This window comes from Streptomyces sp. CRN 30, from assembly GCF_034105845.1.
In genome coordinates, this window is record NZ_JAVRHI010000381.1 from 1 (window position 1) to 15,031 (window position 15,031).

Genomic DNA, 15,031 nt, shown 5'->3' on the forward strand with positions numbered 1-15,031 from the left:
GGAGTCGCCGGTGCCCGCCGGGCCGCCGCCACCACCGCCGTCCGAGCCGCTCGTGTCGCCGCCGGTGCCCGGGGTGTCCCCAGGTCCGGCTGTGCCGCCGTCCGTCGTACCGCCCGAGCCCGGGGCGCCGGGGCTCGTACCGGGTTCGGTGCCCGCGGGGGGCTCGCTGCCGGTCTCTCCGCCGGGCGTCTCGGCGTCGCCGCCACCGCCCGTGGCGGTGTCGCCGGTCTCCTGCTCGTCGGTGTCGCCCGGCGTCTCCTCGGCCGACGGGGAGGGCGGGGCCTGGATGACGTCCGCACCTTCCTGGAGCTGCAGGTCGAAGTCCTGCGGAGTGGTGCCCTCCAGGGCCGCCTGCACGTACTGGGCCCAGATCTGCGCGGGCGGTCCGCTGCCGCTGACGCGCGGCAGGCCCATCGCGCCGTACAGCGGCTGCTGCACGCCGGACTCCGGGTCCTGCCCCATGACGGTGACCACGGTGGCGAGACCGGGCGTGAAGCCGGCGAACCAGGCCGCCTTGTCCTGCTCCGCCGTGCCCGTCTTGCCGGCCGCCGGGTGGCCCGACGCCTGGGCCGCGGTGCCGCTGCCGTTCTGGACGACCGACCGCAGTACGGACGTCGTCGTGTCGGCGGCCTGCCGGGTCACGGCCTGCCGGGTCTTCTGCTCGGGGAGCGTGACTTCCTGGCCGTTCTTGGTGATCTTCGTGACGAGGGTGTACGGGGTGTACTCGCCGTGGTTGGCGAGGGTCGCGTACGCCCCCGTCATGTCCAGCACGCTCGCGGTGGCGGTGCCGAGGGCGACGGCCGGGTACGGGTCCATGTTCGGGGTGCCCTCCGGCACGCCCAGGTCGATCGCGGTCTGCTCGACCTCGGCCGGGCCGACGTCGACCGCCATCTGCGCGTACACCGAGTTCACGGACTTGTCGGTGGCCTCGCGGACGGTGATGTCGCCGTAGTCGACGTCGTCCTGGTTCTCGGGGGCGTACGTGCCACCGCTCCAGCCCTGCACGGGGCGGGTGCTGTTGCCGTCGTAGATCGAGTTCGGGGTGATCGGCTGACCGCCCTGGGTCCGCGAGCCGTTCTCCACCGCGGAGGTGAACACGAACGGCTTGAACGTCGAACCGACCTGGTAGTCGCGGCGCGTCGCGTTGTTGTAGTACTGCTGCGTGAAGTCGATGCCGCCGTACATGGCGACGACCTGGCCGGTCTTCGGCTCGATGGAGACGCCGCCGACCCGGACGTAGTTGTCGACCTTGTTGTTCTCCTTGTCCAGCTTGTCCATGACCTGCTCGTCGACCGCCTTCACGAAGGCGTCCTGCTTGTCCTTCTGCAGGGAGGTCGTGATGCGGTAGCCGCCGCCCCGGAGGGTCTCCTCGTCGATGATGCCGCTCTCGTCGAGGTACTGCTTCACCGCCTCGACCAGGTAGCCGCGCTGGCCGGACATGCCGGTGGAGGACGACACGGTCTCCTTCGGCGTCGGGAACTCCGCCTCGGCCCGCTCGGACTCCGACAGCCAGCCCTCCGTGACCATGCCGTCGAGGACGTAGTTCCAGCGCGCCACGGCCGCGTCCTTGCCCTCCGGGTACGCGATCACGTCGTACACGCTGGGCGCGTTCAGCAGCGACGCCAGGTACGCGCCCTGGGCGGCCGTCAGCTCGTCCGCGTCGACACCGTAGTAGGCCTGGGCGGCGGCCTGGATGCCGTAGGCGTTGCGGCCGAAGAAGCTGGTGTTGAGGTAGCCCTCGAGGATCTCGTCCTTGGACTTCTCGCGGTCGAGCTTGATCGCGATGAAGAATTCCTTGGCCTTGCGGGTGATCGTCTGCTCTTGGCCCAGGTAGTAGTTCTTCACGTACTGCTGGGTGATCGTCGAGCCGGACTGCTTGCCCTTGCCGGTCGCGGTGTTCCACGCGGCGCGGACCATCGCCTTGGGGTCGACGGCCGACTGCGAGTAGAAGTCGCGGTCCTCGGCGGCCAGCACCGCGTGCTGGGCCTCCTTGGAGATCTGGGCGAGCGTCACGTTCTCGCGGTTGACGCTGTCCCGGGCGTCGCGGGCGAGCTGGCTGCCGTCCGCGTACAGGTAGACGTTGCTCTGCTTGGTCGCGGCCGCGTTCGCCGCGGGGATCTCCACGAGCTGGTAGCCCAGCACGAACGCGCCGATGAGCAGCATGGCGCCGACCAGGAAGGTGCCGAGCACCATCCGCCAGGTCGGGAACAGCCGTCGCCAGCCGGTGCGCTTGGGGCGTTTGGACTTCTTGCCCTTCTTGCCGCCGTCGTCACCGCCGTTGCCGCCTTCGCCGCCGTTGCCGCCGCCGGTGGAGGCGTTGGCCGCGGTGGCGATCGGAGCGGTGGCCTGTACGGCGGTGCGGGCGTCGGCCGGGGGCCTGGTGGAGGAGACGGCGGCGAGGACGGTCGTGTCCGTGTCCGGTGTGCCGCCGGGAGCTCTGCCCTTGGGCGCGGCCGAGGGTACGGGGGAGGTCCTGGGCTTCGACGCACCCGGGGAGACGGCGGCGAGGACGGTCGTGTCCGTGTCTCCGCCGGGGCCCTTGCCCGGCCCCTGCTTCGGTCCCTTGCCCGAACCCTGTTCCGGTCCGTTGCCCGGGCCCTGTTTCGGTCCCTTGTCCGGGCCCTGGCCCGGGGCTGCGGCCTGGGACGCGTTCGCCGTCGTGGCGACGGGTGCGGCGTCCGGGCGGCCCTTGCCGCCCGTGCCGGATCCCTTGTCGGCCGGCTTGCCCGTGCCCGGGCGGTCGCCGGGGGAGATGGCGGCGAGGACGGTCGTGTCCGTGTCCGAGCCCCCGCCCGGCCTCTTGCCCGGTCCGTTGCCCGGCAGCTTCTCCGGTCCGTTGCCCGGGGCGCCGTCCGGACGGTTGCCCTGGCCTCGGTCCCGGCCCTTGCCCTGCCCCTGGCTCTTGCGCTGCCCCTGCCCCTGCTCCTGGCCCTGGTTCTTGCCCTGGCCCTCGGCGGGGCCACCGGCCGAGCCGCTCGCGGCCGGACGCTCGGTGTCGGAACCGGCGCCTGCTCCTGCACCGGCACCGGTACCGGCGCCGTTCGGGCGCGTGCCCGTCCCGCGGGCCGGGCCCTTGCCCGGGTCACCGTTCATGTTCCCGTTCTGCGCGCTGCCGGGAACCCCGCCCCGGACACCGCCCGGTACGTCGCCCGGGTCACCGCTCCGGGTGCTGCCCGGAACTCCACCGGAGACTCCGCCGGGAACGCCACCAGGAGCCCCGCCCCGAGCCCCCCCGCGGGCGTTGTCCGGAACGCCGCCCCGGACGCCGCCCGGCACGTCGGCCGGGCTGCCGCCCCGGGCATCGCCCGGACCACCGCTCCGGGCCCTGCCCGAGTCGTCCTTCCGGTTCCCGCCCGCGCCGGCGCCCTGGCCCGCGGCCGAGTCATCACCGTCCGGACCGTTACGGCCGTTACGGGCACCCCGGCCACCCGGAACACCCGGGCCACCCGGAACACCCGGAACACCCGGGCCACCCCCCGTGGCCCCGGAGGTCCTGGGAGTCCCGGCGGCCGCGGAGGCCCCCCTGGGCTCCACGGGCTCCGTGGCCCCGGCAGGGCCCTGTTCCGGGTCCTCCGGAGTCTCGGGCCGAGCCGTGGGCTCCGGTTCCCTCGATGCCCAGCCCTGGCTCTTCCGCTGCGGCTGCGGCTCGTCGCTCATCAAGCTGCCGTGCTCCTGTTTCGCGTCCTACGTCGCCGTACGTCGTCGTACGCCTTCTGCGCCCCCACCTGGAAGACTCTTCCACCGCCCAGACCGTTGCACCGGTCCCGGCACGTTTCGCGCTCGCGCCCGAAAACCCGTGGCCCGACGTTCCAGCCGCCTACTAAGCTCGTGCGCTTCGGCCCGAACCGGCCCGGAGGCGCGTCTCTGACGCCTTCGGGACGTCCAAGATGTTCGGGTCGCTCGGCACGTCCAGCACTTCCAGCACAACTTTTCGCAGCGGTGGGAGGTTCCTCGTGGGGACAGGGCGGTTGTACGCCGCCGTCGCCGCCGGTGGTTTCAGGCGGTACGCGACGTATCGGGCGGCCACCGCGGCAGGGGTGTTCACCAACACCGTCTTCGGGCTCATCCTTGCATACACCTACATCGCCCTCTGGGACGAGAGACCCCATCTCGGCGGGTACGACCAGGCGCAGGCGCTCACCTACGTGTGGGTCAGCCAGGCGCTGCTGGTCGTGATGTCCATCATGGGCGGCGGCTTCGAGAACGAGCTGATCGAGCGGATCCGCACCGGGGACGTCGCCGTCGACCTGTACCGGCCCGCCGACCTCCAGCTGTGGTGGCTGGCCGGGGACCTGGGGCGGGCCGCGTTCCAGCTGCTGGGGCGGGGGGTGGTGCCGCTGGTGTTCGGGGCGCTGGCCTTCGAACTCGCGCTGCCCGGGACCCTGTTCACCTGGCTCGCGTTCCTCGTCGCGGTCCTCCTCGGTCTCGTCGTCGGCTTCGCGATCCGCTTCCTGGTCGCCCTGGCGGCGTTCTGGCTCATGGACGGCCTGGGCGCGGCCCAGCTCGCCGGCCTGTGCGGGATCTTCTTCTCCGGGATGCTGCTCCCGCTGAACGTGTTCCCGGGGGCGCTCGGTGAGACGGCCCGCCTGCTGCCGTGGTCGGCGCTGCTCCAGAAGCCCGTGGACGTCCTGCTGGGGGAGGCCGAGCCGCTGGCCACCTTCGCCTTCCAGGGCGCGTGGGCGGCGGTGCTGATCGCGGTGGGACGGCTGCTGCAGACGGCGGCGACGCGGAGGGTGGTGGTGCAGGGTGGCTAGCCCGGAGACCGACGGGTACGGCCCGCGCAGCGCCTACGGCCCGTACACCCCGTACGCCCGGCTGCGGAACGGACTGCGCGCCTACTGGCTGATCACCGCGATGTGGATCCGCTCCACGATGGCCTACCGGCTGTCCTTCGCGATGACCACGTTCGGCAACTTCGCCGGCACCGTGCTCGACTTCGTCGCGATCATGCTGATGTTCTCGCAGGTCGACGCGCTGGGTGGCTACGCCCTGCCGGAGGTGGCCTTCCTGTACGGCCTCACCAGCACCTCCTTCGGGCTCGTCGACCTGGCGGTCGGCTCCATGGACCGGCTCGGGCAGCGGGTGCGCGACGGCACGCTGGACACGCTGCTGGTGCGCCCCGCGCCCGTGCTGGCACAGGTCGCCGCGGACCGGTTCGCGCTGCGCCGGCTCGGCCGGGTCACCCAGGGGGTGCTGGTCCTCGGGTACGCCGTGGCCGTACTCGACATCCAGTGGACGCCGCTCAAGGTCCTGATGGTGCCGGTGATGCTGCTGAGCGGGAGCCTGATCTTCGGGTCGCTGTTCGTGGCGGGCGGGGCCTTCCAGTTCGTCGCGCAGGACGCCTCCGAGGTGCAGAATGCCTTCACCTACGGCGGTACCGCCCTGACCCAGTACCCGCCGACGGTGTTCGCCACGGAGATGGTGCGCGGGGTGACCTTCGTGCTGCCGCTGGCCTTCGTCAACTGGCTGCCCGCGCTGTACGTGCTGGGGCGGCCCTATCCGCTCGACCTGCCGGGCTGGGTGGCGTTCGCGTCACCGCTGGTGGCGGCGGGCTGCTGCGCGCTGGCGGGTCTCGCCTGGCGCGCGGGACTGCGTTCGTACCGGAGCACGGGGAGCTAGACGCACATGGCACACACGGAACGCATGGCGCACGCGGAGCCTGCGGCACATACAGGACCTGATCGACGCACAGCGCACGACTTCATCCACCTCGACCGCGTCGAGAAGGTCTTCCAGGTCCGCAAGAAGACCGGATTCCTGCGCAGCGAGCGGCGGGAGGTGTGGGCGGTCGACTCGATCTCCTTCACCGTGGCGCGCGGCGAGATGGTCGGCTACATCGGGCCGAACGGCGCGGGCAAGTCCACCACCATCAAGATGCTCACCGGCATCCTGACCCCGAGCGGCGGCCGGCTGCGGGTGGCCGGTATCGACCCCTCCCGGGAGCGGACGCGCCTCGCGCACCGCATCGGTGTCGTCTTCGGCCAGCGGACGACCCTGTGGTGGGACCTGCCGCTGATCGACTCGTACCGGCTGATGCACCGTATGTACCGCATCCCGGACGCCCGTTACCGCGCGAACCTCGACCGCTGTGTCGAGCTCCTCGACCTGGCCGACCTGCTGGACGTGCCCGTGCGGCAGCTCTCCCTCGGCCAGCGGATGCGCGGTGACATCGCGGCGGCGCTGCTGCACGACCCGGAGGTGCTGTACCTGGACGAGCCGACGATCGGCCTCGACGTCATCAGCAAGGCCAGGGTGCGGGAGTTCCTGCGGGACCTGAACGCCGAGCGCGGCACCACCGTGCTGCTCACCACGCACGACCTCCAGGACATCGAGCAGGTCTGCCGGCGGGTCATGGTCATCGACCACGGGCGGCTGATGTACGACGGCGCGCTCGCCGGACTGCACGAGGCGGGCGAGAGCGAGCGGACGCTGGTGGTGGACCTGGAGCGGGAGCTGCCCCCGATCGACGCGGCCCCCGCGCGCGTGGTGAAGGTGGAGGGGCCGCGGCAGTGGCTGGCGTTCCCGGCGTCGGAGTCGGCGGCCCCGCTGGTGGCGCGCATCGCGGCGGAGTACCCGATGGTGGACCTGTCCGTGCGGGAGCCGGACATCGAGGCGGTGATCGCGAAGATGTACGCGGAGCGGACGGGCGGGCCCGGGGAAGTGAGTCCGTAGCCCGGCGCGCTACTTGCTCGTAGGCTGGCCCCCATGACCGACGAACTCCCCGAAGTCCGGCCCGCGGACGGCGCCTTGTCCTCCGACGGCCTGCGGGCCTCCGACGCCGACCGTGACCGTGTCGTCGAGCAACTGCGGGACGCCCTGGCCGAGGGCCGCCTCGACATGGAGGAGTTCGAGGAGCGCCTGGAGGCGACGTACAGGGCGCGCACCTACGGGGAGTTGACCCCGATCACCCGGGACCTGCCGGGCCAGGGGGTCGCCGCCCCGGATCCCGTCGCCACCCCGGTGTCGATGACCAAGGACCCGGCTCCGCACGCGGACTGGTCGCGGCGCATAGTCGGCGGCGAGGGCTCGTCCACATGGGGTGTGGCGGTCATGTCGGGCTTCGAACGCAAGGGGCGCTGGACCGTGCCGCGGCGCTTCAACAGCTTCGCGTTCTGGGGCGGCGGCGAGATCGACCTGCGGGACGCGGACTTCGCCGACCGTGAAGTGGTGATCAACTGCGTGGCGATCATGGGCGGTATGAGCGTGACCGTGCCGCCCGGCGTCGAGGTCGTCGTGCGCGGCGTGGGCATCATGGGCGGTTTCGACCACAGTCAGGAGGGCGTGCCGGGCGAGCCCGGCGCGCCGCGCGTGGTCATCACCGGGTTGGCCTTCTGGGGCGGCGTCGGCGTCGTCCGCAGGCTGTCCAAGGCCGAGCGGCAGCGTCAGAAGGAGGCCCGCCGCCAGGAGAAGCTGGACCGCAAGGCCGCCCGCAAGGAACTCGACGGGTCCGACGCGTCCGGCGGGTCCCTCAGGGACCACATGGCCGACTTCCGTGAGACCCACCGGGACGCCATGGAAAGCACCCGCGAGGCCCACCGCGAGGCGATGGAGACCGTCCGCGAGGCCCTGGAGGACCACCGCGAGCTGCAGCGCGAACGTCGGGACGCCCGGCGCGAGCAGCGGGACGCCCGCCGGGAGCAGCGGGATCGGCGGCGGGACGGGGAGTTCTGAGGGCGGCCCCCCACAGTTCTGCGGAGCTCCAAGGACGGCCCGCGTCCCCTCACAGCTCCGCCGGGACCGCACCCTTCAGTGACTCCAGCTCGAACACCTCGGCCATGCGCGCGTACCCCCGGTCGCTGGGGTGGAGGTGGTCCCCCGAGTCGTAGTCGGCGCGCAGCCGGCGCGGGTCGTACGGGTCGTGCAGCGCCTTGTCGAAGTCGACGACCGCGTCGAACACCCGGCCCGCGCGGATCTCGGCGTTGATCGCCCGCCGGGCCTCCTCGCGGTCGTCCCGGTAGCCGCGGTGGCCGCGGAAGGGCATCAGGGTCGCGCCGACGACGCGCAGCCCGCGCGCGTGGGCGCGGTCGACCAGCTGCCGCAGCCCGTCGAGGACGGCCTGAGGGTCGGGGCGGTCCGGGTCGCGCAGGATGTCGTTGACGCCCAGGTCGATGACGACGGCCCGGACACCCGTACGGCCGAGCACGTCGCGTTGGAAGCGGGCGAGCCCGCTCGGGTTCTCGGCGGGCCGGCCGATGCCCCCGGTGAGGACCCGGTTGCCGCTGATGCCCTGGTTGACCACGCTGTAGCGGGGCACGTCGTAGGAGCCCGCGGCCCCCCGCAGCCGGGCCGCGAGGACGTCCGTCCAACGCCGGTTGGCGCCCACGGTGGAGGTCGAGCCGTCGGTGAGGGAGTCGCCGAGGACGACGACCGTGCCGTCCGCCTCGTTGCTGAGCACGTCGAGGGCGGTGACGTAGCGCCAGTAGGTGGTCTGCGTGGTGTACGGCTGCCCGCTGACGTCCTGCGTGTGGTCGCCCTCGGCCGCGTACGAGATCTGCCGGGCCTGCGGGTGGTAGGTGACCGGGCCCGACGGGACGGGGGAGTAGGTGGTCACCAGCACGTCGGTGCCCTGCGTGACCGTGATCCGTACGACGTCGCTGACGGCCTGCTCGCCCGGCGGGACGACGACGGAGGTGCTGCCGCCGAAGGTGAGGCGGCGCATGCTGTCCGCCGTGGCGGCGGCACCGCCCGCGGAGGCGGCGACCGCGATCGAGGCGTGGGAGAGGGTCAGCGGCTGTTGTCCGTAGAGGTTGGACAGCGTGACGCGGGCACTCGTACCGCCGACGGCCGTGTGCACCACGTTGCGGACCGAACGGCCCGCTAGGCCGTTCGTCCCGGTGCCCGGCTCGCCGCCCATCGGCGAGGCGGACCAGGCGCCGACCCAGGTGCCGGTGGAGACCGGGGCGGCCGGGTTGTGCGGGCGGCCGCCGGAGAGGGGCCGGTGCTCGGCGCCGCCGTGCCGGGAGGCGGCGGTGACCGTGGCGTATATCGCGGCCGATACGGCCACGACCAGCGCGCAGATTGCAGCGAGCAAGGCATAACCGTGACGCTTGGTCATGCGGTGCGTGTCTCCTCGGGCAGGGGGAGCCCGAGGCTCCGATGTGATCACCTCATGATGCGTCATGGGGCGGGGAGGCGCGTCGGAGACCCCTCCGGTTCCCCCGACCGGACAGACGCCGGGAACTACTGTTCCGTTGAGGGAGTCGGACAGGTCAGACATCACACCGGACATCACACAGAGGTGCGAAGGCTCCCGCGGGGGCGGAGCGCGGGGAGCAGGGGCGGAGGGCGGGGGCGGAGTACGGGGCTGGCCCGGGCCGATACGGGCAGATGAAGGGACAATGGGACACGGGGGACGCGGGAACGCGAACGGGTGGAGTGAATGGACCGCAGGCAGCCGGAAGAACCCGGTACGACGAAGACACCGGGTCTGACGAAGACACCGGGCACGACCAGGACGCCGGGCACGAGCACGGGCGGCACGGCAGGCGCCCCCCGTTCCATGAACGCCTTCAGCGCCGCCGACGAGGAGAAGCAGCGCGGCGTCCGGCGGATGAAGATGACCGCGACGGGGCTGCTGCTCCTCGTGGCGCTGGTATACGTGCTCGCCACCTGGGCCGAGCACCGGGGCGCCGGGGCCTGGGCGGGCTACGTCGCCGCCGCGGCCGAGGCGGGCATGGTCGGTGCCCTCGCCGACTGGTTCGCGGTGACCGCGCTCTTCCGCCACCCCCTGGGCCTGCCCATCCCGCACACCGCGATCATCCCCACCAAGAAGGACCAGCTCGGGGTCTCCCTGGGCGAGTTCGTCGGGGAGAACTTCCTCTCCCAGGACGTCGTACGGCACCGGCTGCGCAGCGTGGGCATAGGCAGCCGGCTGGGCGCCTGGCTGGCCGTACCGGAGAACGCGGACCGGGTCACCGCCGAGCTCGCGACCGCGCTGCGCGGCGCCCTGACGGTGCTGCGCGACTCCGACGTGCAGGCCGTGGTCGGCGAGGCCATCACCCGCCGTGCCGACGCCCAGGAGATCGGGCCCGGCGTGGGCAAGATGCTGGAGAAGATCGTCGCGGACGGCGGCCACCGGCGGGTCGTCGACCTGGTCGTCAACCGCGCCCACGACTGGCTGGTCCTCCACGACGAGCAGGTCATGGGGGCCGTGCAGGGCGGCGCCCCCGGCTGGACCCCGCGGTTCGTGGACAAGAAGGTCGGCGAGCGCGTCTACAAGGAGCTGCTGCGCTTCGTCACCGAGATACGCGACTCGCCCACCCACCCCGCCCGCGGCGCCCTCGACCGCTTCCTCTCCGACTTCGCCTCCGACCTCCAGTCGGACACCGAGACCCGCGCGCGCGTGGAGCGCCTCAAGGGCGAGGTGCTGGGCCGGGGCGAGGTGCAGGACCTGATCGCGTCCGCGTGGACGGCCGTACGGTCGATGATCGTCGCCGCGGCCGAGGACGAGCGCAGCGAGCTGCGGCTGCGCGTCCGGGCCTCCCTGCTGTCGCTGGGTGCCCGGATGGCCTCCGACCCGAAGATCCAGTCCAAGGTGGACGGCTGGGTCGAGGGCGCGGCGGTGTACGTGGTCACGACGTACCGCGGGGAGATCACCTCGCTGATCACGGACACGGTCGCCGGCTGGGACGCCGAGCACACCACGAAGAAGATCGAGGCGCACATCGGGCGCGACCTGCAGTTCATCCGCATCAACGGCACGGTCGTGGGCTCCCTCGCCGGCCTGTTGATCTACACGGTGTCGCAGGCGTTCGGGGCGTGACGCCACCGCGCGCACCCGGGGCGTAATCCTCCGCCTCCCGGGGCACACGGTGGCGTGTCCGCCCAGCCCCGTGGCCGTGCCGCGCGTACTACCTCAGGGGGGACCTCGCTCGTCGGTGGGGTCCCCGTGAGGTCTCGGTGAGTGCCGAGTACGCGGACGCGGCCACGCCGCTCGCGGTTCCCAGCGACGAGGGGGAGACCCCGAGGACCCGAGGAGGGAGCCCATGACCGCTTCCGCAGCACAGGCCGGTTCCGGTGCCGGCGCCGGCAAGGAGACCGGGACCGTCACCACGTCCATCCCGGCCAGACTCGACCGCCTGCCGTGGTCACGATGGCACTGGATGATCGTGATCGGCCTCGGCACCGTGTGGATCCTCGACGGTCTCGAGGTCACGGTCGTCGGCAACATCGCGGGCCGCCTCTCCGAGGAGGGCAGCGGTCTCGCGATCTCATCGGCGCAGGTCACCGGTATCGCGGCGGCCCTGTACGTGGCGGGCGCGTGCGCGGGGGCACTCTTCTTCGGCCGCCTGACCGACATCTACGGCCGCAAGAAGCTGTTCATGGTGACGCTGGCGGTGTACCTCGGCGCCACCGCCCTGACCGCGATCTCCTTCGACCCCTGGTGGTTCTTCCTCTGCCGCTTCCTGACCGGCTTCGGCATCGGGGGCGAGTACGCGGCCATCAACTCGGCGGTCGACGAGCTGATCCCGTCCCACTACCGGGGCCGCGTCGACATCTTCATCAACGGCAGCTTCTGGCTGGGCGCCATAGGCGGTGCCCTGCTCTCGATCGTCGCCCTGGACACCGACCTGTTCGCGATGAACGTCGGCTGGCGGCTGACCTTCGCGCTGGGCGTCGTCATGGGCCTGGTCATCCTGCTCGTGCGGCGGCACGTCCCGGAGAGCCCGCGCTGGCTGCTGATCCACGGCCGCACGGAGGAGGCCGAGAAGCTGGTGGCGGAGGCGGAGCGGCAGGTCGAGGCCCAGACCGGCCGCAAGCTCGAGCCGGTCACCATCGAGATGACCATCCACCAGCGCAAGAGCACGGGCTTCGGCGAGATCGCCCGTACGGTCTTCTCCACCTACAGGAAGCGCGCCGTCCTCGGCTTCTCCCTCTTCATCGGCCAGGCCTTCCTCTACAACGCGATCACCTTCGGCTACGGCGCCATCCTCACCACGTTCTACGACGTGCCGACCTCGAACACCGGCTACTACTTCGCGTTCATCGCGGCCGGCAACTTCATCGGCCCGCTGCTGCTCGGCAAGCTCTTCGACACGGTCGGCCGCCGGGTGATGATCTCCGGGACGTACCTGCTCTCCGGTGTGCTGCTGTTCGTCACGGCGTACTTCTTCAGCCAGGGCTCCCTGAGCGCGACGACCCTCACGGCCTGGTGGTGCGTGGCGCTGTTCTTCGCGTCGGCGGGCGCGAGCAGCGCGTACCTGACGGTCTCGGAGATCTTCCCCATGGAGACCCGCGCGATGGCGATCGCCTTCTTCTACGCGATCGGCACCGCGGCCGGCGGCATCAGCGGCCCGCTGATCTTCGCCAAGCTCACCGAGTCGGGAGTGGTCGCGGACACCGTCCTCGCCTTCCGGATCGGCGCGTCCCTGATGTGCGCGGCGGGTCTGGTGGCGGCGTTCCTGGCGGTACGGGCGGAGCGGCGCTCGCTGGAGGACATCGCCGAGCCCCTGTCGGCGGCCTCGAAGGCCGGGCGCGGTGGCTGAGGTCGCACGCGATGGTTGAGGCCGCGGACGGTGCCTGAGTACGGGTGAGTACGAGCACCTGAGTACCCGTACTCTGTCGCGGCGCCGCCCGCCCGGAGACCCTCGTACGCATGACTGAGAGGCTGCTCCGTCCGCAGAAGCTGCTCCGTCCCCTGCGCACGCGCCCCTGGCCGGAACGCTGGCTGACCCGCCTGCTCGGCGCCGTCCTGGCCGGGGCCGCGTACCTGCTCTGCCTCCCCTGGGACCCGCGCGACCGTGCCGCGACGCCCGACACGCCCGGATCGATCACCGAGACCACTCCGGTGACCGGTCCGGGCGCCGTCGTCCTCGCCGCGGTGCTGCTCGCCCTGGGCGTCTACTTCGGCCGCCGGGACGCCCCGGCCTGGTCCCTGCTGGTGGTGGCGGCACCACCGGTGACCCTCATGTACGTCTCCTTCCGCACCCACGCGGAGATCCCGGACGCCGAGGCGGTCGCCTGGCCGCTCACCTGGGCGTTCTTCACGCTGCTCATCAGCGCGGGCGTGCTCGTCGCGGCGAGCGTGGCCCGGCGGTCCGTGTTCGGGGCGGACCGTGACCGGGAGGAACGCGAACGGGTGGCGGAGGGCTGGGTGCTGCGGGCGCACCGGGGCGAGGGGTGCGGCTGAGCGACGGCGCCCGATCAGGCCCCCGTGGTCGACCCGGGCCGCACGATCATCAGCACGGTCACCGTCGCCCACAGCAGGTTGAACACCCCGGTGTACATGGCCAGCCGGGCGGTGGTCCGGCGGTCCGGGAGGGTGGCGGTGCGGTCCGGGAGGGTGGCGGTGCGGTCCGGGAAGGTGGCGGTGCCGGCGCCCGGTCCGGACGAGGCCGTCCCCCCGGCCTCCGCCTTCCCCAACGCGTCCAGCAGCTCCTCCTGCCGCGGCAGCACGAGCACCACCAGCACGATCGCCGCGGCCACCGTCAGCGCGATGGACACCAGCAGCCAGGGGTCCAGCAGCACGCCCATGGCCGCCGCCGTGGCGAACCCGAACACGGGGACCGCGATGCCGACCCCCGCGTACACCCGGCAGATCCGGTGCAGCAGCCGTACGTTGGACACGGCCCGCTCGCTCCCGGGCTCGGCGAGCGCCTGACGCGCACTCGGCGGGAACATGCTGGCCGCGACGGTGACGGGCCCGACGGCGACGATCGCGGCGATGACATGGAGGCTCAGCAGCAACTTGGTCACGCGGCGACGCTAGGCGGCGACGCGCCCGCGCAGAAGTGGCGAGATCGCCATGCTTCAACGGATTGTCGCCACGGGGTGTGGGAGCGGGGCAACGTACGACAAGCAGATCCATGAGCCGTTCCACCACCTGGCACCACTTGGCGGAAACCCGGTGGAGCCCTACGCTCTCGCCATGCACACCGTGGCCGTCCTGGCGCTCGACGGGGTCATCCCCTTCGACCTCTCCGCACCCATCGACACCTTCAACTGGGCCCGGCTGCCGGACGGCCGCCCGCCCTACCGGGTGCGCGTGTGCTCACCGGCCGGGAAGGACGGCGAGGTGAGCGCGGGCCCGTTCAGCGTGCGGGCACCGTACGGCCTGGAGGACCTGGCCGAGGCGGACACGATCGTCCTGCCGGGCACCGAGGACCCGACCGTCCCGCTCCCGCCGGGCGTGGCCGAGGCCCTGCGCGCCGCGGCGGCGAACGGTACGCGCATCGCCTCGATCTGCGTCGGCGCGTTCGTCTTCGCCGCCACCGGCCTGCTGGACGGGTACCGCGCGACCACGCACTGGATCGCGGCCGGGGACCTGGCGGCCATGTACCCGCAGGTGGAGGTCGACCCGAACGTCCTCTACGTCGACAACGGCCAGTTCCTCACCTCGGCGGGCGCCGCCGCGGCGATGGACATGTGCCTGCACATGATCCGCCTGGACTACGGTTCGGCGGTCGCCGCGCACGCCGCCCGGATGTCCGTCGTGCCGCTCGAACGGGAGGGCGGCCAGGCCCAGTTCATCGTCCACACCCAGCCGCCCACCCCGGCCGGCACCACGATGGAGCCCCTGCTGCGGTGGCTGGAGGAGAACGCCGAGCGCGACCTCACGCTGGACGACATCGCGGCCCACGCGGGCGTGAGCTCCCGTACGCTCGGCCGCCGCTTCCGCGAGCAGACCGGCACGACGCCCCTCCAGTGGCTGCACCTCGCCCGCGTCCGCCGCTCCCAGCACCTCCTGGAGAACACCGACCACCCCGTCGAACGCATCGCCCGCCAGGCGGGCTTCGGCTCCCCGACGGCGTTCCGCGACCGCTTCAAGCGGGTGGTGGGCATCAGCCCCCAGGCGTACCGGCGGGCGTTCCGGACGCGGGGGACGCGGGGGAGTGCTGCCGTTCCGCAGCCGGCCTAGGCGCGCCGGTCCGCCACCACCCAGGAAGCCAGCGCCACCGCACCCGCGACGCCGAACACCGCGGGCCAGGCGCCCACCTTCCTGGCCAGCGGATGCGCCCCCGCGAAGGCGGCGGCGTACGCGACGGTCAGCGCCGAGGCGGCCCGCCCGCCCGCGTCCCGCCGCCACTGCTCG

11 protein-coding genes are annotated in these 15,031 nt (G+C 72.4%); 8 read left to right on the plus strand and 3 right to left on the minus strand.

Annotated elements, in window-relative coordinates; all coding sequences use genetic code 11:
• Positions 1 to 2,754: transglycosylase domain-containing protein (locus UW392_RS40930; RefSeq protein ID WP_414497116.1), on the minus strand; the 2,754-nt coding region annotated here is incomplete at its 3' end.
• Positions 2,755 to 3,953: 1,199 nt separating this feature from the next.
• Here UW392_RS40930 and UW392_RS40935 point away from each other — a divergent pair.
• The 4 genes from UW392_RS40935 to UW392_RS40950 all read left to right on the plus strand — a co-directional run bounded on the left by UW392_RS40935 (position 3,954) and on the right by UW392_RS40950 (position 7,671).
• Entirely contained in the window at positions 3,954 to 4,754 is an 801-nt protein-coding gene (locus UW392_RS40935) for an ABC transporter permease (RefSeq protein WP_320780353.1), read from the plus strand.
• 61 nt (positions 4,755 to 4,815) lie between these two features.
• Positions 4,816 to 5,619: an ABC transporter permease gene (locus UW392_RS40940; RefSeq protein WP_320780354.1), complete on the plus strand. Its 804-nt coding sequence runs from the start codon at positions 4,816 to 4,818 to the stop codon at positions 5,617 to 5,619.
• Positions 5,620 to 5,643: 24 nt separating this feature from the next.
• Positions 5,644 to 6,672: an ATP-binding cassette domain-containing protein gene (locus UW392_RS40945; protein ID WP_320780355.1), complete on the plus strand. Its 1,029-nt coding sequence runs from the start codon at positions 5,644 to 5,646 to the stop codon at positions 6,670 to 6,672.
• 33 nt (positions 6,673 to 6,705) lie between these two features.
• Complete coding sequence (locus UW392_RS40950) at positions 6,706 to 7,671, plus strand: DUF1707 domain-containing protein (protein ID WP_320780346.1); 966 nt, start codon at positions 6,706 to 6,708, stop codon at positions 7,669 to 7,671.
• Positions 7,672 to 7,720: 49 nt separating this feature from the next.
• Here the strand turns inward: UW392_RS40950 and UW392_RS40955 are convergent, their stop codons facing one another.
• Positions 7,721 to 9,055 (minus strand): SGNH/GDSL hydrolase family protein, encoded by a 1,335-nt coding sequence (locus tag UW392_RS40955; protein WP_320780347.1) that lies wholly within the window; start codon positions 9,053 to 9,055, stop codon positions 7,721 to 7,723.
• A gap of 324 nt (positions 9,056 to 9,379) precedes the next feature.
• Here UW392_RS40955 and UW392_RS40960 point away from each other — a divergent pair, with 324 nt between their 5' ends.
• The 3 genes from UW392_RS40960 (at position 9,380) to UW392_RS40970 (ending at position 13,129) form a co-directional block, all read left to right on the plus strand.
• Positions 9,380 to 10,762 carry a DUF445 domain-containing protein gene (locus UW392_RS40960; protein WP_414497114.1) on the plus strand — a complete coding sequence of 461 codons (1,383 nt, stop codon included), beginning with the start codon at positions 9,380 to 9,382 and terminating at the stop codon, positions 10,760 to 10,762.
• Positions 10,763 to 10,985: 223 nt separating this feature from the next.
• Positions 10,986 to 12,485, plus strand: a complete 1,500-nt coding sequence (locus tag UW392_RS40965) for an MFS transporter (RefSeq protein ID WP_320780348.1) — start codon at positions 10,986 to 10,988, stop codon at positions 12,483 to 12,485.
• 110 nt (positions 12,486 to 12,595) lie between these two features.
• The gene (locus tag UW392_RS40970) at positions 12,596 to 13,129 is read left to right on the plus strand and encodes a hypothetical protein (RefSeq protein ID WP_320780349.1); all 534 of its coding nucleotides are present in this window, start codon (positions 12,596 to 12,598) and stop codon (positions 13,127 to 13,129) included.
• A gap of 14 nt (positions 13,130 to 13,143) precedes the next feature.
• Here UW392_RS40970 and UW392_RS40975 read toward each other — a convergent pair whose 3' ends face one another.
• Positions 13,144 to 13,695, minus strand: a complete 552-nt coding sequence (locus UW392_RS40975) for a DUF2269 family protein (RefSeq protein ID WP_320780350.1) — start codon at positions 13,693 to 13,695, stop codon at positions 13,144 to 13,146.
• 172 nt (positions 13,696 to 13,867) lie between these two features.
• Between UW392_RS40975 and UW392_RS40980 the strand changes: the two genes are divergently transcribed.
• Complete coding sequence (locus tag UW392_RS40980; RefSeq protein ID WP_320780351.1) at positions 13,868 to 14,857, plus strand: GlxA family transcriptional regulator; 990 nt, start codon at positions 13,868 to 13,870, stop codon at positions 14,855 to 14,857.
• The last annotated feature ends 174 nt before the right edge of the window (positions 14,858 to 15,031 follow it).